A 22365-nucleotide genomic window follows, 5' to 3' on the forward strand; every position below is an offset into this window, starting at 1 on the left:
TCCGGTCACTTCCCGCTGCTGCCGTGCCGCGCACCATCATCTTGCGGCACGATCGAGCGCGCCCGCTTACCCTTGAAGTAGGCTTGCACCCACGGATCGTCGTAGGCCAGCATGTCGTTGATCGTGCCTTCCACCATTACCTGTTTTTTTCCGAGCACGGCAATACGGTCGCAGACCGAAAACAGGCTGTCGAGATCGTGCGTCACCATATACACGGTCAGTCCCAGACTATCGCGCAGGTTGGCGATCAGTTCATCGAATTCGGCGGCTCCGATCGGGTCGAGACCCGAGGTCGGCTCGTCCAGGAAGACCAATTCGGGATCGAGCGCCAGCGCGCGGGCAAGGGCAGCGCGCTTGATCATGCCGCCTGACAGTTCGGACGGGTATTTGTCGGCGGCATCGGCTGCGAGCCCGACCATGCGGATCTTCAGATGCGCCAATTCGTCCATCAGCGAGCGCGGCAGGTCGAGATATTCGCGCATCGGCACCTGGATGTTTTCCTTGACCGTCAGCGACGAAAACAAGGCCCCCTGCTGAAACAGCACGCCAAGCCGCATGTCGAGCGCGTTGCGCTGCGGTTCGTCGAGTTCATCGAAATCCTGGCCGAGGATCTTGATCGTGCCGGAGCGGCGCGGCAACAGCCTCAGCACCGTGCGCATCAGCACCGATTTGCCGGTGCCCGACGCGCCGACGAAGCCGAGGATCTCGCCGCGATAGATGTCGAGGTTGAGATTGTCGAGCACCACCTTGGAGCCGAAGGCGACGGTAACGTCGCGCGCCGAGAGCACGATGTCCCTCTCGCTTCTGTCCTCGGTATCGATTGGTTTCTCGTCCACGCGATTCGCCATGCTAGAAGTCGATCGCTGCATAGAACATCGCAAAAAGCCCGTCCATCAGGATGACGACGAAAATCGCCTTCACCACCGCGGCCGTCACATGCTGGCCGAGCGATTCCGCGCTGCCGCCGACCTTCAGCCCTTCGACCGCGGCGACGATGCCGATGACCAGCGCCATGAACGGCGCCTTGATCATGCCTGAGAGCACCGTCGACAGTGTCACCGCCTCGTGCAGGCGCGACAGAAAGTTGGCGAAAGTGATGCCGGAATAGCCCCAGGCGACGGCGGCTGCACCACCGAGCGAAGCGAAATTTGCCAGCACCGTCAAGAGCGGCAGCGCAATGGTCAGCGCCACCAGCCGCGGAAAGATCAGCACGCCGATCGGGTTGAGCCCCATCACCTTCAGCGCGTCGATCTCCTCGCGCATCTTCATCGAGCCGATTTCGGCGGTGATTGCGCTGCCCGAACGGCCGGCGATCATGATCGAGGTCAGCAGCACGCCGATTTCGCGCAATTGCAGGATGCCGACGAGATCGACGACGAAGACCTCCGCACCGAAGTAGCGCAGCTGGAAGGCGCCCTGCTGGGCAATGATCGCCCCGATCAGAAACGACATCAGAAGGATGATCGGAACGGCGCGAACGCCCATATTGTCGATCTGGTTGATGATCGAGGCGGGTGAAACGCCGCTGCCGCGACCGAACTTCATCTGTGCGCCGCGCACCGCCGAACCGAGGATATACATGGCGGCGGCGAAATTGTCCCAGACGTCGTAGGCCATCTTTCCCACAGGCGCGAAGATGCGCCCAGCAAGCGAGACCTTCTCCCTCTGCTCCGGCTCCGGTTTGGCCGGCTCCTCGGAGAACATCGCCAGCATTTCGTCGATATGCTGATTGGTGCCTTCGAAGCGGACCGTCCGTCCGGCCGCTTCCTCCTCCTTCTTCAGCCGGCACAGCAGCCAGATCCCGGCGGTATCGATATCGGTAACGTCGGACAGATCGACCGTCAGATCGCCGGCCTTCTGGTGCAGCAGCTTCTCGAAGTCACGCAGCACGAAATGTATATAGGCGCTACGCCAGCTGCCTCTGAGACGCACATGCTGCCCCGAACCATCGGATTGGTCGTCCACGTCAAGTGAGGCAACATTGCGATTCTCGGCGTTCAAGATACTTATGTCTTTCAAGGCTCACGGCGACATTGCCGACTCGGCGGATCGTTCGCCGCCCGGCGCGTCAATATACAGAAGCAACGTGCGAATTCCATGCTCACAGGACAGCAATAATGCCGCGTACCCTCGATATCCAGATGAATTCATTTCCGATTGCCGGGACCTTCACCATCTCGCGCGGCGCAAAGACCGAGGCCGAGGTGATTACCTGCACGCTCGCCGAAGACAGTGCGCGGGGGCTTGGCGAATGCGTGCCCTATCGCCGCTACGGTGAGACTATGGAGAGCGTTTTCGCCCAGATCGAGGCGGCGCGTCCGCTGGTCGAGGCCGGAATCTCCCGCCGTGACCTCTTGTCGGCCATGCCGCCAGGCGCTGCCCGCAACGCCGTCGATTGCGCCCTCTGGGACTTCGAAGCGAAACAAACGGGTGAAAGCGTCGCGGCACGTCTGGGCCTTGCCGATCTGCAGCCGCTCACCACCGCCTACACCATCTCGCTCGGTGAGCCGGAGGTGATGGCCGCAAACGCGCGCGAACATGCAGGCCGCGCGCTGCTCAAGGTCAAGGTCGGAACCGGCGACGATGAAAGCCGTATCCGCGCCGTCTGCGCGGCCGCGCCCGATGCCACCATCATCCTTGACGCCAATGAGGGCTGGCCGGAAGCCGTGCTGGAACGACATCTCAACATCGCCGCGCAAGCCGGCGTGGCTCTCGTCGAACAGCCGCTGCCGGCCGGCCGCGACGCTCTGCTTGCCGAAATTCGTCGCCCGCTTCTCGTCTGCGCCGACGAGAGTGTCCACCACACCGGCGATCTCGCAAGTCTTGCCGACCGCTACGACGCGATCAACATCAAGCTCGACAAGACGGGAGGCCTGACGGAGGCCCTGGCGATGAAGGCCGAGGCCGAACGGCTCGGTTTCAGCATCATGATCGGCTGCATGGTCGGCACCTCGCTTGCCATGGCGCCGGCCGTGCTACTCGCCCAGAATGCCGATTTTGTCGATCTCGACGGCCCGCTGCTGCTTGCCCGGGATCGCGAACCGGGCCTGCGCTACGCCGCTTCCCTGGTCTTTCCGCCCGAAAGCATACTCTGGGGCTGAAGGTAATAGGCTGAGATGACGAGGCCGAGGCCGGAGAACGCGACCAGCGCCATGACGTAGTAACTGACGACGCCGAGCCAGGCATAGAGATAACCCGACGCCAGCGTCATCAGCGCCATCGCCATGCCGACATAGAAGAAGTAGGCGCCTTGCGCCGAAGATTCCTGCGTCTCCTGCACCGTCGCCATGATCCGCCGCTGCACCCCTGTATGCACGAAGGCATAGGTGAAGCCGTGGAAACATTGCAGCAGCAAAAAACCGGCAAAGCCGGTATTCATCGGAAACAGGATCCAGCGGCAGACGCTGACGGCGCAGCCGAAGCGGATCAGCGTCCAGGCGTCGAAGCGCCGGTTGAGACGCTTCGACAGGAAGAACACCGTCACTTCCGAAGCGACGCCGGCGCTCCAGAGCAGGCCGACCTCAGTGCCGGAAAAGCCGAGATGATGCCAGTAGATCGACGAAAACGCGTTGAGCACCGCGTGGCTCGACTGCTGGATGGCGACACCGATCAAAAGCAGCAGCAAATGCGGCTCGCGCAGCCCGCTGCCGGTGGCGGCTGGAATGTTGATCGGCTGGCCACGCCGCCGCGTCGGCCCGATGCGCGGACAGAAGATCGCCATGACCACGGTCATGGCAAAGCCGAACACCATGATATCCAGCACCATCCCACCGCCCCACCGGCTGATCAGCTGGCCACCGACCAGCGTCGAGACGATGAAGGCAATCGAGCCCCAAACACGCATCGACCCGTAATCGAGCCCCCAGCGGCGCACGCCCGAGATGACGATCGATTCGACGACGGGCACATAAGGCGCGAAGGTGGCACCCTGCAGCGCATAGACGATCGTCACCGGCCAGAAGGTCGTCGTCCAGAAGAGCGCGATCGCCGTCAGCAGCGACAGGCTGCCCGACCAGAGCAGCACGTCGGCGCGCTCCTTCAAACGGTCGGCGATCATGGCGACGACAGGCGCCACCAACACGCGCACCACCATCGGTATGGCAAGGATAATGCCGATCTCGTGGTCGCTGAAGCTGTGGGTTGCGAGCCACACCGGAAAGAACGGCAGTACAATGCCGTTGACGAGCAGTGGCGCGCAATAGGAAAGCGCGCTGAGCAGCCGGAAGCGCGGAGGCGCTCCCTCACTCGGGGAATGTTGAGCGGGAATCATCGGTGGACCTGAAGGAAACTGATCGTTGTCCTAACACACCACCCTGGAGGCGACCATTGCGAGAAATAGCCCTACTGAAACGTTTTAGAAAATAAATAGTGCCTGTCGCCTGACGGTAACGGCTAAATTCCGGGAGCGCGCGGCGCGGGTGCGCCGGCGCCAAATCACTCGCCTCTCACATCAGCCGGTCCCCAAATCACGCGGCTTGCGGGGCGAACTCGCCCTGGTCACGCATTTCGATGGCGGCAAGCGCCGGCACACTGCTGGCAAGCGCTCGCCAGGTGATCAGTTCGAACGTGCCGTCGTCGTGCTCGGCAACTGCGGTGCAGCTTTCCACCCAATCGCCCGTATTGATGTAGCGGATGCCGTCCATGTCCTGAATGATGGCATGATGGATGTGCCCGCAGATGACGCCGTCGGCGCCGCTTTTGCGGGCTTCCTCCGTCACGACGCGCTCGAACTCGCCGATGAAATTGACGGCATGCTTGACCTGCAGCTTTGCCCAGGCCGAGAACGACCAGTAGGGCATGCCGAGGCGGCGGCGCACGGCCGCCAGGAGGATGTTGATGCGGATCGCCGTATCGTAGGCCCAGTCGCCGAGATAGGCGAGCAGGCGCGCGTTGCGGACCACCACGTCGAACTCGTCGCCGTGCAGAATCAGGTATTTTTTGCCGTCGGCGCCATCATGCATCATGCGGTCGACGACCTCGATGCCGCCGAAATGCATTCCCGGGAAGTCCCGCAGGAATTCGTCGTGATTGCCCGGGATATAGACGACGCGCGTGCCCTTGCGGGCCTTGCGCAGCAGCTTCTGGACGACGTCGTTGCAGACCTGCGGCCAGTACCAGCTGCGCTTCAGGCGCCAGCCGTCGACGATGTCGCCGACCAGCACGATCGTATCGGCCTCATGGTGGCGCAGGAAATCCAGCAGGAAATCGGCCTTCGCGGCCTTCGAGCCGAGATGGACATCGGAAATGAAGAGCGTGCGGAAATGTCTGGGTTCCATCATGTCAATCACGAGCTTCGCTCATGCCCCATCTTTCATCTCACCTTCCAAAACCAGACTCGTGTTTCAGGAAGATGACAGACTGGGGAAAAGCCCGGCGCGGTGGCGATGTTGCCGTGCGTGTCGAGCGCGTTCATGATGGCGACGATTCCAGATCCGACAATGCGGGATGGCTGAATGCGTCTCTTTCTCGTTCGCCATGGCGAATCTCTCGGCAACCTCAACGAACAGGCCTATCGCCAATTCGGCGATCACAACGTGCCGCTGACGCGGTGGGGCCATCGCCAGGCCGTGGAAGCCGGCAGCGCGATCGCCTCATATCTGAAGGCATTGCCGAGCGCCGATTTCGACAGGCTGCAGATCTGGTACTCGCCATTCCTCAGGACACGACAGAGCAAGGATGCGTTGCTCACAGCCCTGCCGGAAAGTGTCGTCGGCGATATCCGGGAGGATTACCTGCTGCGCGAGCAGGATTTCGGCCTCTTTACCGAAATCTATGACCACGCCGAACAGAAGCAGAAATTTCCCGAGGAATTCGAAAAATGGGCGAGGCTGCGCAGCAACAGCGGCAAGTTCTACGCGCGGCCGCCGGATGGCGAAAGCCGGGCGGATGTCGCCCAGCGTGTCCGCCTGTTCCTCCAGACCGTCATGCGCGACGCCGAAAATAGCAGCCACAACGTCGTCATCGTCGGCCATGGCGTCACCAACCGGGCGGTCGAAATGAATTTCCTGCACCGCCCCGTCGAGTGGTTCGAGCGTTCCGATAACCCTGGCAATGCCGATATCACCCTGATCGAGGGGACGCGCTTGCAAGGATACGCGTCGATCCTGCTGCATCAGGCGGCCGACCGGCAGCCCGGACAAGAAGGTGAACTGCGCGATGCCTATGGCGCCGACGTGACGATCACGCCGAAGCCCGGCGGATAGTGGGAACTCGTATCAGGCCCGTTACCAACAGTTCAATCAATGAGCAGGGCGTTGCCACATCCCCTTCTCCCAGCGGGGAGAAGATGCCGGCAGGCAGATGAGGGGGTGAGCGGCAAAGCCGCGAATGCACTGAGCCGAAGCGAAGGGCAACAGTTCGGGTGTGCCGTGCAGCCCCCTCATCCGACCCTTCGGGCCACCTTGCATTAGAGATGCTGTATATGATGATTGCTGTCGAGGGAGGCTTTTGACCGGGCGGCCGCCCGGTCAAAAGCCTCCGCCTTCGCAGATACCCTAAGTCGGCGACGTCACCGGAGCCGGTTTTTGCCCAGCCGGAGCCTCCTCATTAACAGTCTCCGGCCGCTTCGTCCGCAACAGACGCAGCACGAAGACGAAGAAGACGGGAACGAAGAAGATCGCCAGCACCGTCGCCGAGACCATGCCGCCGAGCACGCCGGTGCCGATCGCATTCTGGCTGGCGGCACTTGGGCCGGTGGCGATCGCCAGCGGCACCACGCCCAAGGTGAAGGCGAGCGAGGTCATGATGATCGGCCGGAAGCGCAGGCGAGCGCCTTCGATCGCGGCATCCATCAGCGATTTTCCCTCGGCAAAGCCGTCCTTGGCGAATTCGACGATCAGGATGGCGTTCTTCGCCGACAGGCCGATGATCGCGATCAGGCCGACCTTGAAGTAGATGTCGTTGGACATGTCGCGGCTCATCACCGCGAGCACGCAGCCGAGGACCCCGAGCGGCACGACCAGCATCACCGACAACGGGATCGACCAGCTTTCGTAAAGCCCCGACAGCAGCAGGAAGACGAAAAGGATGCTGAGGCCGAACAGGAAGGGCGCCTGCGATCCCGATCTGAGTTCCTCCAGCGACTGGCCGGTCCATTCGAAGCCGAAGCCGTCGGGAAGCTCGGAGGCCAGCCGTTCCATTTCGGCAATCGCCGCGCCCGATGAATATCCCGGTGCCGGAGCCCCGGAAATGCGAACGGAGGGGTAGCCGTTATAACCGACGATCTGTGCCGGCCCCTTCTGCCACTCGGCGACCGCGAAGGACGACAGCGGCACCATGCCGCCGCTCGCATTGCGGACGTTGAGCTTCATCAGGTCTTCGGCCTGAAGCCTGCTTTTGTCCTGCGCCTGCACGATGACGCGCTGCATGCGGCCGGAATTCGGGAAGTCGTTGACGTAGCTCGAACCGAGATTGGCGGTAATCGTGCTGTTGATGTCGGCGAAGGCGATGCCGAAAGTATTGGCTTTTTCGCGATCGATGACGAGCACCAGTTGAGCCGAGTCGGGCATGCCTTCCGGCCGGACACCGGCGATGATCGGATTCTGCGATGCCTTGCCGAGCAGCATTCCCGCCGCCTCGGTCAGGGCCGCCTGGCCTTTTGCCCCGCGATCCTGAAGGCGGAAGGTGAAGCCGTTGGTCGTGCCGAAGCCTTCGATCGGCGGCGGCGACAATGCGAAGGATGTCGCATCCTTCAGCGCAAACAGCTGCATGTTGACCCGGTTGGAGATCTCCTGCACCGAATTGCCTGCACCGCGCTCGGCCCAGTCCTTGAGGGTGACGAACACCAGGGCGGCATTCGGCCCCTGCCCCGAAAAGCTGAAGCCTTGGATCGCCACGACGTTCTCAACCGCCGGCTCCTTCTTGAAGATCGCCTCGATGCTTTCGAGCGAGGCAACCGTGCGGTTGCGGCTCGCCTCGGGCGGCCCCTGCACGTCGACGATCAGAAAGCCCTGGTCCTCATCCGGCACGAAGCTGCTCGGCAGGTTGACGAAGAGATAGCCAAGGCCAACGACCAGCGCGAGATAGACGACCATGACCCGCCAGGAGCGCTTGGCCAGCCCCTCGACAGTGCGGGCATAACGGCCGGTCAGCCGGTCGAATTTACGGTTGAACCAGCCGGCAATGCCTCTTTTCTCGTGATGTTCCTTGATCGGCTTCAAGAAAGTGGCGCAGAGCGCCGGCGTAAGCGACAGCGCCAGGAAGGCCGAAAACAAAATGGAGACGACCATGGTCAGGCTGAACTGGCGGTAGATGATGCCTGTCGAACCCGGGAAGAACGCCATCGGCACGAAGACGCAGGAGAGCACCAGCGTGATTCCGAGGATTGCACCGGTGATCTGGCGCATCGCCTTTTTGGTCGCCTCCTTCGGCGACAGCCCTTCCACCGCCATCAGCCGCTCGACGTTCTCGACCACCACGATGGCGTCGTCGACCAGAATGCCGATGGCAAGCACCATCGCAAACATCGTCAACACGTTGATCGAAAAGCCGGCGGCAAACATCACCGCCAGCGTCCCGAGCAGCGCCACCGGCACGACGAGCGTCGGAATGATGGTGTAGCGGAAGCTTTGCAGGAAAACGAGCATGACGATAAAGACGAGCGCGACGGCTTCGGCGAGCGTATGCGCCACCTTCTCGATCGATGCCGAGACAAACGGGCTGGTGTCGTAGGGAACGGAATATTCGACGCCCGCCGGGAAGAAGCGTGACAGCTCCTCCATCTTCGCCTTCACCAGATTGGACGTGTTGACGGCATTGCCCGTTGACGACAGCTGGATGGCGATGGCAGCGCTCGGTTGCCCGTTCAGCCGGGTGGAAAAGCTGTAGCTCTCGCTGCCTTCTTCGATCCGCGCGACATCGCGCAGCCTGACATTCGATCCGTCGGCATTGGCGCGCAGCACGATGTCGCCGAACTCTTTGGTGTCGGTCAGCTGACCCTTGACCAGCACCGTCGCCGTCAGGTCCTGCGAGATCGGATTGGGAGCGGCGCCGATCTGGCCTGCGGCGACCTGGGCGTTCTGCGCCGAGATCGCCGTGCTGATATCGGCGGCGGTGAGGTTCAGGCCGACCATCTTGTCCGGATCGATCCAGATGCGCATCGCCCGCTGCGAGGCAAACAGCTGCGCGCGGCCGACGCCGTTAAGACGGCGCAGTTCGCCGATGACGTTCCTGTTGAGATAGTCGCCGAGCGCCACCTCATCGGTCTTCCCGTCCGTCGATGTCAACGAGATGAACATCAGGAAGCCTGAGGACGCCTCCTCGACCGTGACGCCCTGATCCTTGACGGATTGCGGCAGCCGCGGCTCGACGCGGCGGATGGCATTCTGAACGTCGACGGAGGCCTGGTCGATGTCGGTGCCCGCCGCGAAGGTCGCGGTGATCGTCATTGCGCCTGAAGTGTCGGAGGTCGATTCGAAATAGGAAAGGTGCTCGACCCCGTTCAGCTCTTCCTCGATCTGGCGGGTGACGCCCTGGTAGATGTCTTGCGGCGATGCGCCGGGATAGCTGGTGGTGATGCTGAGTTGCGGCGGCGCGACCTTCGGATATTGCGCGACCGGCAGGAACGGCAGCGCGATCAGGCCGGCGATGGAGATGAAGATTGCAAAGACCCAGGCAAGGATCGGGCGATCGATAAAGAAACGTGCCATCGATCTTACTCCGGCTTCCTGGCGTCACCGGACGCGACTTCGCCATCTCGCCACGCTTCCGGCGCGACTTTTGCGCCCGGCTGCAGTTTCTGCACGCCGTCGACGACCAAGCGTTCACCCGCGGACAGGCCACTTTCGACCACCCATTCATTGCCGGAGGATTGACCGAGCTCGACGTCGCGCGGCTGAGCCACGTCTCCCGCCTCTACGACATAGACCTGCGCCTTGCCGTCGGCCGTGCGGGCGACGGCGCGTTGCGGGATGACGATCGCCTTCTCACGAATGGCCTGCTCGATGCGGACCCGGACGTAGAGACCCGGCAGCAGATCGCCCTTGGGATTGGGGAATTCGCCGCGCAGGGTGACCTGGCCCGTCGTCGCATCGACACTGGCGCTGCGGAACAGCAGCTTTCCGGCCTCGCCATAGACCGTGCCGTCGTCGAAGACGAGTTTGATGTCGGCTTTGCCTGCTTCCGTCGAGGCGAGGCTGCCGTTCTCGACCGCCCGCTTCAGCGCCAGCAACTCGCCGGAGGATTGCGTGAAGTCGGCATAGACGGGGTCGATCTGCTGGATCATCGCCAGCGCATCGCCGGCATCGCCCGTCACCAGCGCGCCTTCGGTCACCAGCGCGCCGCCGATAATGCCTGAGATCGGTGCCCGGACGTCCGTATAGCCGAGATTGATCTGCGCTTCGTCGAGTGCGGCCTGCGCCAGCGCGACATCGGCGTCGGCCTGGGCAAGCGCGACTGCCGCCGCATCATATTCGACCCCGCTTGCGACATCGCGGTCGCGCAGCGACTTCTGCCGATCCAGCTGCTGGCGGGCATTCAGCTGCGTCGCCTTAGCGCGCTCAAGGCTGGCTTCCGCACTTGCGACGCGGACTCGAAACAGGGCCGGATCGATCCGGTAGAGCACGTCACCCTGATGAACGAGACTGCCCTGCTCGAAGATCCGCTCCTGCAAAATGCCGGAAACCCTGGCCCTCACTTCCGAAACGCGCGTAGCGGCAATGCGGCCGGGCAATTCGCTGACAACGGGAACCGGACGTGCGTCAAGCGTCAACACGCTGACGGCAGCAGGCGGCATGGCGCCACCTTCCTGAGCGTAAGCCGGCAGGCCGGTGGCGAGGAACAGCGCCAGCGTCAGTGCGTAACGCAATGATTTCGTATGAAGAAGCATTTTCAAAAGCCTTCCTGATGGTCCGCTGAGGTCCAAAAAAGCACAGCCCGCCGAAATGACGTTCGGCGGGCCTCCTGAGCCGACAGATAGCCAATCCTTTTTTGGATTGCAAGATACCTACCGGTTGGTATGATAGCGAATTCACCTTTTGCGGCATGATAGCCGCGCCATCCCGGGAGTGATAGTGATCTCCTCCGGTCTCCTCGTCACGAAACTCATCTCGAACCCAGGTCATGCATTGATAGATAGCCCCCGCAACAGAAAGAAACAACCGGAAGTCGTGCGGCAGGCTCTCCTCGATTGCGCCACCAAGCTGGCGCTGGAACAGGGTCTGGCCGCCGTCAGCCTGCAGGCGGTCGCCAGTGCTGCCGGCGTCACCAAGGGAGGCCTGTTCCACCATTTCCCAAATAAACAGGCTCTCGTGGAAGCCGTCTTCGACGGCATGATGGAAAGTTTCGACCGCGAGATCGATGAGGAACTGGAAAGGGATAGCGGCGGCCACGGCACATTCACCCGCGCCTACGTCCGCACCCTGTTTGCCGACCGCGCCCTCAACAGCAGCCCGTGGTCGGCACAGACCATGACTGTGCTCGCCGACCCATACTCCAAGAGCCTGTGGCACAAATGGATCAAAGACCGGCTCGTCAAGCACGCCGCGACCGACACGGGAACGCGGCTTGAGATCGTTCGCCTGGCCGCGGACGGGGCATGGCTTACCCATGTTCTGAGGCCCAACGATCAGGACGGGTCTGACGACACGGTTCTGTTGCAGGAATTGATCGATCTCACCGAGGGCTGTCACCAACCGAAGACATAAAGCGCCGCGCGTCGAACTCTTCGCGCGGCGAAGGATTTCAACCTGTCGATATCACTCCGCAGCCCGCGCAGCCGCCATCGGTTTGACGTTCTGGTTCATCCGGAACAAATTGTTCGGATCGTAGCGCCGCTTGATTTCGGCAAGCCGGGCGTAATTGGCGCCATAGGCGCTTTCCACCCGATCGGCCTCGTCCTCAGGCATGAAGTTGATATAGGCGGTTCCCACAGCATGCGGCTTGGTTGCCTCGAAAAGTTCGCGCGCCCAGCCGGTGCAGCTTGCATCCATCCCGCTTTCCCGCCAGCGCGCATGCACGTTCATGACGAAATGCGAGCTGCGCTGCGGAAATGCGGTGGCTTCGGTGGGAATGCGGCCGGCCGCACCGCCGACATGGCCGATGAAGATTTCGCATTCCGGTCCGGGCAACTTGCGCACGGCGTTGAGCAGCACTTCAATCGCCGCATCCGAGAGAGAGGCGAAATCCTGGCTCTTCCAGTAATTGCGCGCACCTGGCGTCAGCAGCGGGTCGAATGCCTGCTGCCAGCCGGTAAACGGCACCGGGCCGACGACGTCGGCAATCGGTTTTCCGATCGCCCGCAATCTTTCCGTCGCCTTTTCTCCCGCGGCAATATCTCCGCAATAGCACATGGCGAGTACCACGACCTCCTTGCCGTGCCACTCGGCCGGAAGGAACGGCAGCGGTGGTGCCTGGCGCATCACCACCCAGCAGGTCAGTTCATCGGGCGCGGCTTCCAGCGCCTGCCGATATTCCCGCAGCACCTTTTCAGCATCTGCGAACGGATGCACCACCAGCCCGGCCAGAACCTCTGTCTTGAGCGGGTTGAGCTGGAACTCGAAGGAGGTGACGACGCCGAAATTGCCGCCGCCGCCGCGCAAGGCCCAGAACAGATCCGGTCTTTCCGTCTCGCTCGCCTTGGCCAGCTCGCCATCGGCCGTCACCACATCGACGGAGACCAGATTGTCGATCGTCAACCCGAATTTGCGGGTCAACCAGCCGAAGCCGCCGCCGAGCGTCAGGCCGGCGATGCCGGTGGTCGAATTGATGCCGGTCGGCAGCACCAGCCCGAAAGCCAGCGTTTCCTGGTCGACGTCGGCAAGCGTTGCCCCCGGCTCGATCCTGGCGCGGCGCGTCTCTGGGTCGACCCGTACCGATTTCATCGCCGACAGGTCGATGACGACGCCGCCCTCGCAGACGGCATTGCCGGCAATGCCGTGGCCGCCGCCGCGCACCGAAACGAGCAGATTGTTGTCGCGCGCAAACCGCACCGCGCGCACGACATCGGCAGCGCCGGCGCAACGCGCGATCAGCCCGGGCCTGCGGTCGATCATCGCATTCCAGATCGCCCGCGCTTCGTTGTAATCCATGTCTTTACTGGTCAGGAGATTGCCGCGAAATCCGGCGGCAAACGCATCGATGGCCACGTCATTGACCATCGTCTGCCCCTTTTGCAGGGTCGTCAGGTTCAAATTGTCCATGGTTTCCTCCATGCGACCGGCGCCCCGCACCGTCGCGGCGGCATATTGCGCCTGCGGTGGTCGCCAAACAAGTTTTCCAAAAGGATTAGCTAATTGCTTCCGCTGCGAGGAGACTCCACGCAAAAGAACGTATTGGGTGTGCCGTGGATACCCCCCTCTGCCCTGCCGGGCATCTCCCCCACAGGTGGGGAGATTGGATTGGCGCGATGGCTCGCTCAAACAACGACCGCACAAACCACCGATACTGTAGAGAGGGAGCGATGATCCAACCTCTTGCCGATCTCCCTCCTTGTGGGGGAGATGCCCGGCAGGGCAGAGGGGGTAACCCCACGGCACAACCTACTCCTCTCGAAAACTTCTCCCACCCCCCATTTCCATACTGTCGCCGCTAACCGATTGATGTATGGAGGAAGCACAAAAGACGTGCACGGAGGCGGCAATGGATCACCAGGAAAAATCCAAGACGGAAAAGAACCTGACAGGCGGCGATCTCGACGAGCAGGCGCTGTTCTTCCACCGCTATCCCCGCCCCGGCAAGCTCGAGATCCAGGCCACCAAGCCGCTCGGCAACCAGCGCGACCTGGCACTCGCCTATTCGCCCGGCGTCGCAGCCCCCTGCCTTGCCATCCGTGACAATCCGGAAATGGCGGCCGAATATACCTCGCGCGCCAATCTCGTCGCCGTCATCTCCAACGGCACCGCCGTGCTTGGCCTCGGCAATATCGGCCCGCTGGCCTCCAAACCGGTGATGGAGGGCAAGGCCGTGCTCTTCAAGAAATTCGCCGGCATCGATGTCTTCGATATCGAAATCGACGCCGCAAGCGTCGAGCAGATGGTTTCGACCGTCGCCTCGCTGGAGCCAACCTTCGGCGGCATCAATCTCGAAGACATCAAGGCGCCGGAATGTTTCGAGGTCGAGCGGCGCCTGCGCGAAAAGATGAAGATCCCGGTCTTCCACGACGACCAGCACGGCACGGCAATCATCGTCGCCGCCGCGATCCTCAATGGGCTGGAACTCGCCGGCAAGAATATCGCCGACATCAAGATCGTCGCCTCAGGCGCCGGGGCCGCCGCCCTTGCCTGCCTGAACCTGCTTGTCATTCTCGGGGCAAAACGCGAAAACATCTGGGTCCACGATCTCGAAGGCCTCGTCTATGAAGGCCGCGTCGAGCTGATGGACGAATGGAAATCCGTCTACGCCCAGAAGAGCGATACGCGCACGCTCGCCGAAAATATCGGCGGCGCCGATGTCTTCCTCGGCCTGTCGGCCGCCGGCGTGCTGAAACCGGAATTGCTGGCGCAGATGGCCGACAAGCCGCTGATCATGGCGCTCGCCAATCCGACGCCGGAGATCATGCCGGATCTTGCCCGCGCTGCCCGTCCCGACGCGATGATCTGCACCGGCCGTTCGGATTTCGCCAACCAGGTCAACAACGTCCTCTGCTTCCCCTATATCTTCCGCGGTGCGCTCGATTGCGGCGCCGAGACGATCAACGAGGAAATGAAGATGGCGGCCGTGCGTGCCATCGCCGCCCTTGCCCGCGAAGAGCCGTCCGACGTCGCCGCCCGCGCCTATTCCGGCGAGACCCCGGTCTTCGGCCCGGATTACCTGATCCCCTCGCCCTTCGATCCACGCCTCATCCTGCGCATCGCCCCTGCGGTCGCCAAGGCGGCCGAACAGAGCGGCGTGGCGCGCCGCCCGATCCAGGATTTCGACGCCTATCTCGACCAGTTGAACCGCTTCGTCTTCCGCTCCGGTTTCGTCATGAAGCCGATCTTCACCGCGGCCAAGGCAGCAGAACGCAAGCGTGTCATCTTCTCCGAAGGCGAAGACGAGCGCGTGCTACGCGCCGCCCAGGTGCTGCTCGAGGAAGGCCTCGCCGAACCGATCCTCATCGGCCGCCCGCAGGTCATCGAAACCCGCCTGAAGCGCTACGGTCTGCGTATCCGCCCGTTGCAGGATTTCGAAGTGATCAATCCGGAAGACGATCCGCGCTTCCGCGAATATGTCGATCTCTATTTCTCGCTGGTCGGCCGCCGTGGCGTCATTCCGGAAGCCGCCCGCACGATCGTGCGCACCAACACCACCGTCATCGGCGCGCTGGCACTGAGGCGCGGCGAGGCCGATGCGCTGATCTGCGGTCTGGAAGGCCGCTACGAGAAGCATCTGCGCGACGTCCGCCAGATCATCGGCAAGCGCAAGGATGTCCGTGATTTCTCCGCCCTCAGCCTGATGATCTCGCAGCGCGGCGCCACCTTCTTCACCGATACCTACGTCACCTTCAATCCGAACGCCGAAGAAATCGCCGAGGCAACGGTGCTGGCGGCGGAAGAAATCCGCCGTTTCGGCATCACCCCGCGCGCCGCCCTGGTTTCGCATTCCAACTTCGGCTCGCGCGAATCCGAAAGCGCCACGAAGATGCGCAACGCCTTGCAGCTCGTGCGCGAGGCCGCCCCAGAGCTCGAGGTCGATGGCGAGATGCACGGCGAAAGCGCCATCACCGAAGCGCTGCGCAAGCGCGTCATGCCGGACACAACCCTGCACGACGAGGCGAACCTGCTGGTCTTCCCGAACCTCGATGCCGCCAACATCACCCTCGGTGTGGTGAAGTCGATGACCGACGGCCTGCATGTCGGCCCGATCCTGCTCGGCACCGCCCTGCCCGCCCATATCCTCGCACCCTCGGTCACCTCCCGCGGCGTCGTCAACATGGCAGCACTCGCCGTCGTCGAGGCATCGCAGCCGGCGTAAGCCGGTTGCCGGCAAGCAAACGACAGGCGCTTCAGACCGCCCCGACACTATGTCGGCCGCCGGCTATCGACAGGCGGCCTCTGTCCGCGAGCGCATCCGCGCGTTCGTTGCCGATAATCCCTGAATGCCCCTTGCACCAGACAATGGTCACCAGGGCGTTTTGGGATAGCTGAAGATCGACGGCTTTCCAGAGGTCCGCATTGTCGATCGTTCGCCGTCGGCCATGTCCATTCGGGCTGCTTTTCTTCCAGCCGTTGTTCTTCCAGATATGTCGCCGGCTGTTACAGCCTTTGACCGCATAGACGGAATCCGACCAGATGATCGCGGCTTCGCCGGTTGTTTGGCTGTTGATCCACATGGCCGCCCTGAGAACGGCGGTCAATTCCATCGCATTATTGCTGGAATCGTCAACGCCACCAAAGTCCGAGGCGATTTCCACCGCATCACGATAGGCGACAAATGACCAGCCTCCACGGCCGGATCCCGGCTCATAACAACCGTCCGCGAAGAGGTGAAGACCGTGTTCGGCTCCCGATACTCCCGACATCGTTGCGAGGGATCGGATCTCGTCGGGAATGCCTGTCATTTTAACCGAGTCTCGGGCAATTGCTGGATAAGATCACGAAAATACGCTAGGAATCTCTTTGAGCTTATTAAGAAAAATACCTTAAGGAAAACGCGCGGCCGATTGACGTCGCATTCGACCCATCGACCGTTCGCTCATTCCGGGACGACGCCGTGAAACGCCGAAACCTGTCTCTTGCCCTCCTCCTCGCCTTCGCAGCACCCGCCGCCGCGCAGACCAGTGCCGTCTGCGAAGATCTGCGCGGCCGTCTCGCCGACCTGCCGCGATCGATCGGCAATGGCAACGGCCCGGAAGCCCGCCAATATTCCAGCGCCATGGCCGAGCAGAACCTCGAGCTGCGCAAGGTCCGCAACGACCTGCGCAGTTACGGCTGCACCTCGGGCAGCATGGTGGTGATCGGCGGCGAGAATGCCGATTATTGCGCCGAGCTCTCGCAATCCGAATCCCGGATGATCGACAATATCGACTATCTCCAGGACCGCCGCAACGAGCTGGCCGGCCGGAACCGCGCCGATGACGGCGACCGCCGCGAACTGATGGCTGCGCTCGATCGCAACGGCTGTAACAGTGAGAACTTCTATGCGCCGGACGAGCGCAACGCCAACGACCCTGCCCCGAGCGTCGAGGAACAGGCGATGCGCAGCGATACCTTCATTCCGCTCGGCGGCGGTGAGGAGGCCGACCCGCGCTACGGCCTGCCGCGGGCCGACATGCTGTCGCCGGTCAGCACCATGTGCGTGCGCAGCTGCGACGGCGGTTTCTTCCCGATCAGCTCGAACGCCACCTCGGTCGATTTCGGCCGCGACGCCCAGACCTGCGCCAAGATGTGCCCGGGGATCGAGACCCAACTGTTCTATCGCGAGGTGACGAGCACCGAAGCCTCGAACATGATCTCGGTCGCGACCGGCACACCCTACAGTGCCATGAAAAACGCCTTTGCCTACAAGAACCGCATGCCCGGCGAAAAGACTTCCTGCGCCTGCAATCTCACCGCCTATTATGACGAGATGCGCGGCAACCAGGCCGTAAGCCCGCCGCCGCAACAAGGCTCGATCACCACCATCCACACCAATCCGCCGGTCAAGGATAGTGCGGCTGCGGCGCCGCAGCCATCCGTGCCGGAGCGCCCTTACGACCCAACCCAGAACAAGGTCCGCCAGGTGGGGCCGCAGTTCCTCGCCGGTGACCAGGGCTCGATCGATCTCGCCAATCCTGCCGCCCCTGGCCCCCAACCGCAGCAGCAGCCTCAGCAACAGCAGTAATTGGCTACGGCTCGTTCCGCCCCCAGCCGTCGTAAAAGACGAGTTCCTCGAGCGGCAGCCGCTGCCGCCAGCCTTTGACGGAGAGCTCCGGCTGATCATAGAGCCGGTCGACAAAACCGGCGCAGAGCCAGGCGACCACCTCGACATGCTCGGGTATGCCGAGAATGGTTTTCAGGTCGCCTTCGTGAAAGATGCTGACCCAGCCGATACCGATCCCTTCGGCGCGCGCCGCAAGCCAGAGATTTTGGATGGCGCAGACGGTGGAATAGCTATCCATCCGCGGATTGTGCGTGCGCCCCAGCACCACGCTGCCGCTGCGCGTCGGATCGCAGGTCACGCAGATGCCGAGCGGCGCCTCGGCGATGCCTTCGAGCTTGAGGGAGCGATAAGCCTGGCGCCGCTCGCCCTCGAAGATCAATGCCGCCTCTTCATTCGCCTTGGCAAAGGCATCGCGGACGCGCGCGCGCACCGTTGGACTTTTCACCAGAATGAAATTCCACGGCTGCATGAAGCCGACGGAGGGTGCGTGATGGGCAGCCGTCAGCAGCCGTTCCACGACGTCGTCCGGCAAGGGGTCAGGCAGGAACTGGCTGCGAACGTCGCGCCGTGTCATGATCGCATGATAGACAGCTTCGCGTTCGGCCAAGGAAAAACCGGACGCCACAGACAGGGCATCCTCATCAAAGGGTCGCATCGTCAAATCCCCAACAACGCAACCGCCCGCCGTCCGCGCGGGTTGGGTCTATCTTGCCAGGCCGGTCTTCTGACTTGGCGTCATCCGTCTGCCGCAGCCTTCCCGGCAAAACCAGTGGCATGATAAGCGGCAGACGTCGGCCTTACAGCGTTGGGCACGTTCCGGTCTTGCACCGGATTCCCGATTCTCCCGCCTGGCCGGCGGGCACCTGACGGCGCATCTATTTCAGGAAACGTGTGCTACCGCAAGCCGGCGCTCATGCCGCATTCACCTGCATGTGACATCGCTCGCATGGACAGGCTTGCATCGCTGCCTTAGAACTGAATCGATCCCGATCGACGCCGGTGGCGCCGCGATTTGTCTATTTGCATCCCGGTTGCCCGTGCCCCGTCTCACGCCCATGATCCTTGCGGTCGCCCTGTTCATGGAACAGATGGATTCGACCGTCATCGCCACCAGTCTGCCGGCGATCGCGGCCGATATCGGCACCTCGCCGATCGCGCTGAAGCTTGCCGTCACCAGCTATCTCGTGGCACTGGCGATCTTCATCCCGATCAGCGGCTGGATGTCGGATCGTTTCGGTGCGCGCAATATCTTCCGTCTGGCGATCTTCGTTTTCATGATCGGCTCGATCGGCTGCGCCTTTTCCAATTCGATCGCGGCCTTCGTCGCCGCGCGCCTCATCCAGGGCGCCGGCGGCTCGATGATGACGCCGGTCAGCCGCCTGCTGCTGGTCAGGGGAACGCCGCGCCACGAACTCGTCGATGCCATGGCCTGGCTGACCATTCCCGCGTTGATCGGCCCGATGATGGGTCCGCCGATCGGCGGTTTCCTCACCACCTATCTCAGCTGGCACTGGATCTTCTGGATCAACGTGCCGATCGGCGTGCTTGGCATCATCCTCGTCACGCGTTTCCTGCCGGCAGTCGAGCCGCGCAGCCCGCGGCCGATGGATTTTCCGGGCTTCTTTCTCTGCGGCATCGGCTTTTCCGGCTTCGTCTTCGGCCTGTCGGTGATCAGCCTGCCGGCCGTGCCGGTCATCTATGGTTATGTCACGGTGGCTGTCGGCATCCTTGCCGGCCTCCTCTATCTCCTCCATGCCCGCCGCACGCCCTATCCGCTTCTCGATCCGAAGATGTTCCGTTACCCGATGTTCAGGGCGGCGATCCTCGGCGCCTCGAACTTCCGCATGGGGCTCGGCGCCCTGCCCTTTCTGATGCCGCTGATGCTGCAGCTCGGTTTCGGCCTGACGCCGCTGCAATCGGGCTCGGTCACCTTCGTCAGCGCGCTCGGCTCCATGGGGTCGAAATTTGCCGCTTCGCGCACCTTCAATGCCTTCGGCTTCCGCACCGTGATATCGATCACCACCTTGCTGGCGGCGATCTTCCTCGGCATCAACGGCCTCTTTACCGTCGAAACGCCGCTGTATTTGATCATGGCCTGCCTGCTGATCGGCGGCCTGTTCCGCTCCATGGCCTTCTCTGGCGTCAACGCCATGGCCTTCGGCGATGTCGATGATGCCGACAGCAGCCAGGCAACCGCGATCAACGCCGTTGCCCAGCGCATTTCGATGGCAATGGGTGTGGCGATCGCCGGCGGCATCCTCGAAATTTCGAGCAGCGTCCATGGCGGCAGGCTGCTGGTATCGGATTTCCACATCGCCTTCTTCAGCGTCTCGGCGATTTCGGCACTGGCCTGCATCACCTTCCTGCGCCTGCCGCGCGATGCCGGCGCCGAACTGACGACGCGCCGCCGCAAACGCCGCAAACCCGAGCCCGAAGAGGCGATCGCGGAAAACAGCTGAGCAATGCAAATTTCCGGCGGGCGCAACGGCGACATGATACGCGCAAGCTCCGGCATCCCATTCTACTTTATGATTTATTCACACATCAACGACACACTCCGTTTGCGCGTTTTGGGTTGCTATCAGGACATGGGCATGAGCGCTCGTGATGTGACCGTCAGCGGCGATGCCCGTATTGATACGCCGGTCGGAAACATGCCCGACTGAGCCGCAATTCCAGGCCCGCGGAATGTTCCAGTTTTTGAAAACGATGCCTCTGACAGCCAAGCTGGCGGCGATTATCGTTGCCGTCAATCTTTGCGGCATTTCCGCTTTCGCCACCTACACCTGGATGTACGAAACCAAGGCGTTGATCGACGGCGCCAAAGCGAACTGGTCCAAGGATGCGGAGCAGTTTGCGTCGCTGGCCGCCGGCGGCGTGAAATGGGGCAAGGCAAACGCCGTGCGTGAGGCCTATTCGCTCTACCGCGACGACCCTTCGCTCGATCTTGTGCAGTTTGCCGCCTTCAACGCCGAACCTTCAGCCGTCGATACCTGGACACGTGACGGCATCAGCGGTTTGCCGGCACCGGCCGATCTGGCAAAGGGCTTAAGCGCGAAGCCGGAAAAGACCACCATCGATGACGGCGGGATATCTGCCGGCGTGGTGACGATCACCGCGCCGCTTCCGCTCGACAAGTCGGGCAAGGCCACCGGTTACATCGTCACCAATTGGTCCGTCGAAAAAATCGCTGCCGAAGTCAGGCAGAAGGTTTTGATTTCGCTGCTGACGCAGTTCATGATCACCGCCTTGGCCGTCGTCGCTTTCCTTCTCGCTATGCGCAGCCTCGTCGGCCGCCCTCTCAGGATTCTCAGCGAACGGATCAGCGCCTTGCAGAAAGGCGATCTGGCCTCTCCCGTCACCTACAGGGAAAATGGCGATGAGATCGGTTTCCTGGCACGTGCCTTGGAGGTCTTCCGTAACGAGGCAATTGCCAAGGTCGAAAGGGAGCAAACCGCTGCCGAGCAGAGCGCCTCGTTCGACGCCGAACGGGCGCGCAATGCATCATTGACGGAAGAGGCCAACAACGCGCAGCGGCTGGTCATGACCGCGCTCGCCAATGAATTGGAAAAGCTTGCCGCGGGTGACTTCTCGATACATCTGGCCGATCTCGGCCCCGAATTCGATAAACTGCGGCAGGATTTCAACCGCATGGTCGAAGCGGTCGCGGCAGCACTGACCGAGATCAAGACCGCTTCCGTTGCGGTCGAAGGCGGGTCAAGCGAAATAGCCTCCTCCGCCGATCAGCTCGCCAAGCGGACCGAACAACAGGCAGCAGCCTTGGAACAGACCGCCGCCGCACTGGATGAGGTGACCACCACGGTCAGAGCATCGTCGCAGCGGGCTGAAAATGCCGGGAAGCTGGTCGAGGAGACAAAGCGCAGCGCTCATCTCTCGGCGACCGTGGTGCGTGACGCGATCGGAGCGATGGACCGGATTCAGACCTCATCGAGCCAGATCGGCCGGATCATCGGCGTCATCGATGAAATCGCCTTTCAGACGAACCTGCTGGCGCTGAATGCCGGCGTCGAGGCGGCGCGCGCCGGCGAAGCCGGCAAAGGCTTTGCGGTCGTCGCGCAGGAGGTGCGGGAACTCGCCCAACGGTCCGCCAATGCGGCAAAGGAAATCAAGAACCTGATCAATGTCTCCGGTCAGGAGGTTGCCGCAGGCGTCGGGCTGGTGAACGAAACCGGCGATGCCCTGTTGAAGATCGAGGAGCAGATCAACCGCATCAGCGACAGTATCGCCTCCATCGTTCAGTCCTATCGCGAACAGGCGACGGGTCTGCAGGAAATCAATGGCGCGATCAACCAGATGGATCAGGCGACACAGCAGAACGCGGCGATGGTCGAGGAAACCAACGCGGCCTGCCAGGAGCTGCTGACCCAGGGACGCCTTCTGCAGGACTCAGCCGGCAGGTTCACTGTTGGCGTCTCTGCCGCCAGCCCGCCCAAAACCGCTCAGCCGAGCGTTCGTCAATCTCGCCCCGAGCCCAGGGCCCCCGAACCCAGGGCCTTTGTGCAGCGGCATGCAGGAAATGCCGCCGTTGCCGCTGCTCCCGGTGCCTGGGAAGAGTTCTGACCCCACCTT

The 22365-nt window shown here is 62.4% G+C and carries 17 protein-coding genes and 1 riboswitch; of the genes, 8 read left to right on the plus strand and 9 right to left on the minus strand.

Annotated elements, in window-relative coordinates; translation table 11 throughout:
• Positions 1-5: 5 nt before the first annotated feature.
• Both RCCGE510_RS09500 and RCCGE510_RS09505 read right to left on the minus strand, forming a co-directional pair.
• Entirely contained in the window at positions 6-848 is an 843-nt protein-coding gene (locus RCCGE510_RS09500) for an ABC transporter ATP-binding protein (RefSeq protein ID WP_007629377.1), read from the minus strand.
• A gap of 1 nt (position 849) precedes the next feature.
• Positions 850-2019, minus strand: a complete 1170-nt coding sequence (locus RCCGE510_RS09505) for an MlaE family lipid ABC transporter permease subunit (protein WP_192815294.1) — start codon at positions 2017-2019, stop codon at positions 850-852.
• Positions 2020-2117: 98 nt separating this feature from the next.
• Between RCCGE510_RS09505 and dgcA the strand changes: the two genes are divergently transcribed.
• Positions 2118-3101 (plus strand): N-acetyl-D-Glu racemase DgcA, encoded by a 984-nt coding sequence (dgcA, locus tag RCCGE510_RS09510; RefSeq protein WP_007629381.1) that lies wholly within the window; start codon positions 2118-2120, stop codon positions 3099-3101.
• Here the strand turns inward: dgcA and RCCGE510_RS09515 are convergent.
• Together RCCGE510_RS09515 and RCCGE510_RS09520 are read right to left on the minus strand one after the other, a co-directional pair.
• On the minus strand, positions 3053-4270 hold the full coding sequence (locus RCCGE510_RS09515; protein ID WP_007629383.1) for an MFS transporter: 1218 nt from the start codon (positions 4268-4270) through the stop codon (positions 3053-3055). The two genes, dgcA and RCCGE510_RS09515, sit on opposite strands and share 49 nt — an antisense overlap.
• 196 nt (positions 4271-4466) lie before the next feature.
• Positions 4467-5279 (minus strand): UDP-2,3-diacylglucosamine diphosphatase, encoded by an 813-nt coding sequence (locus RCCGE510_RS09520; RefSeq protein ID WP_007629387.1) that lies wholly within the window; start codon positions 5277-5279, stop codon positions 4467-4469.
• A 174-nt stretch (positions 5280-5453) separates the two neighbouring features.
• Here RCCGE510_RS09520 and RCCGE510_RS09525 point away from each other — a divergent pair, with 174 nt between their 5' ends.
• Positions 5454-6203, plus strand: coding sequence for a phosphoglycerate mutase family protein (locus tag RCCGE510_RS09525; protein ID WP_007629388.1), 750 nt, complete (start codon positions 5454-5456; stop codon positions 6201-6203).
• Between the two features lie 291 nt (positions 6204-6494).
• Here RCCGE510_RS09525 and RCCGE510_RS09530 read toward each other — a convergent pair whose 3' ends face one another.
• Together RCCGE510_RS09530 and RCCGE510_RS09535 are read right to left on the minus strand one after the other, a co-directional pair.
• Positions 6495-9647 carry an efflux RND transporter permease subunit gene (locus RCCGE510_RS09530; protein WP_007629389.1) on the minus strand — a complete coding sequence of 1051 codons (3153 nt, stop codon included), beginning with the start codon at positions 9645-9647 and terminating at the stop codon, positions 6495-6497.
• 5 nt (positions 9648-9652) lie between these two features.
• A complete protein-coding gene (locus RCCGE510_RS09535) occupies positions 9653-10825 on the minus strand; it encodes an efflux RND transporter periplasmic adaptor subunit (protein ID WP_007629390.1) in 1173 nt (390 codons plus the stop codon).
• A 238-nt stretch (positions 10826-11063) separates the two neighbouring features.
• On the opposite strand from RCCGE510_RS09535, the gene RCCGE510_RS09540 reads away from it, so the two are divergent.
• A complete protein-coding gene (locus RCCGE510_RS09540) occupies positions 11064-11642 on the plus strand; it encodes a TetR/AcrR family transcriptional regulator (protein WP_037078253.1) in 579 nt (192 codons plus the stop codon).
• Between the two features lie 51 nt (positions 11643-11693).
• On the opposite strand, the gene RCCGE510_RS09545 is transcribed toward RCCGE510_RS09540, so the two are convergent.
• Positions 11694-13136: an FAD-binding oxidoreductase gene (locus RCCGE510_RS09545; RefSeq protein ID WP_007629392.1), complete on the minus strand. Its 1443-nt coding sequence runs from the start codon at positions 13134-13136 to the stop codon at positions 11694-11696.
• 439 nt (positions 13137-13575) lie between these two features.
• On the opposite strand from RCCGE510_RS09545, the gene RCCGE510_RS09550 reads away from it, so the two are divergent.
• Positions 13576-15888: an NADP-dependent malic enzyme gene (locus RCCGE510_RS09550; RefSeq protein WP_007629393.1), complete on the plus strand. Its 2313-nt coding sequence runs from the start codon at positions 13576-13578 to the stop codon at positions 15886-15888.
• 31 nt (positions 15889-15919) lie between these two features.
• On the opposite strand, the gene RCCGE510_RS09555 is transcribed toward RCCGE510_RS09550, so the two are convergent.
• Positions 15920-16474, minus strand: coding sequence for a ribonuclease H (locus RCCGE510_RS09555; protein ID WP_007629394.1), 555 nt, complete (start codon positions 16472-16474; stop codon positions 15920-15922).
• A gap of 152 nt (positions 16475-16626) precedes the next feature.
• Here RCCGE510_RS09555 and RCCGE510_RS09560 point away from each other — a divergent pair, with 152 nt between their 5' ends.
• The gene (locus RCCGE510_RS09560; protein ID WP_007629395.1) at positions 16627-17736 is read left to right on the plus strand and encodes a DUF2865 domain-containing protein; all 1110 of its coding nucleotides are present in this window, start codon (positions 16627-16629) and stop codon (positions 17734-17736) included.
• Between the two features lie 4 nt (positions 17737-17740).
• Here the strand turns inward: RCCGE510_RS09560 and bluB are convergent, their stop codons facing one another.
• A complete protein-coding gene (bluB, locus tag RCCGE510_RS09565; protein ID WP_007629397.1) occupies positions 17741-18430 on the minus strand; it encodes a 5,6-dimethylbenzimidazole synthase in 690 nt (229 codons plus the stop codon).
• 41 nt (positions 18431-18471) lie between these two features.
• Positions 18472-18657: riboswitch (cobalamin riboswitch) on the minus strand.
• 173 nt (positions 18658-18830) lie between these two features.
• On the opposite strand from bluB, the gene RCCGE510_RS09570 reads away from it, so the two are divergent.
• From RCCGE510_RS09570 to RCCGE510_RS09580, 3 genes are read left to right on the plus strand one after another with little or no spacing between them, the layout of a single operon-like run.
• Complete coding sequence (locus RCCGE510_RS09570; RefSeq protein WP_007629398.1) at positions 18831-20234, plus strand: MFS transporter; 1404 nt, start codon at positions 18831-18833, stop codon at positions 20232-20234.
• A 3-nt stretch (positions 20235-20237) separates the two neighbouring features.
• A complete protein-coding gene (locus tag RCCGE510_RS09575) occupies positions 20238-20441 on the plus strand; it encodes a hypothetical protein (RefSeq protein WP_007629400.1) in 204 nt (67 codons plus the stop codon).
• Positions 20442-20463: 22 nt separating this feature from the next.
• Positions 20464-22356, plus strand: a complete 1893-nt coding sequence (locus RCCGE510_RS09580) for a HAMP domain-containing methyl-accepting chemotaxis protein (RefSeq protein WP_007629401.1) — start codon at positions 20464-20466, stop codon at positions 22354-22356.
• Positions 22357-22365: the final 9 nt, after the last annotated feature.

Origin of the sequence: Rhizobium sp. CCGE 510 (genome assembly GCF_000292525.1) — a bacterium.
Lineage (GTDB): Bacteria > Pseudomonadota > Alphaproteobacteria > Rhizobiales > Rhizobiaceae > Rhizobium.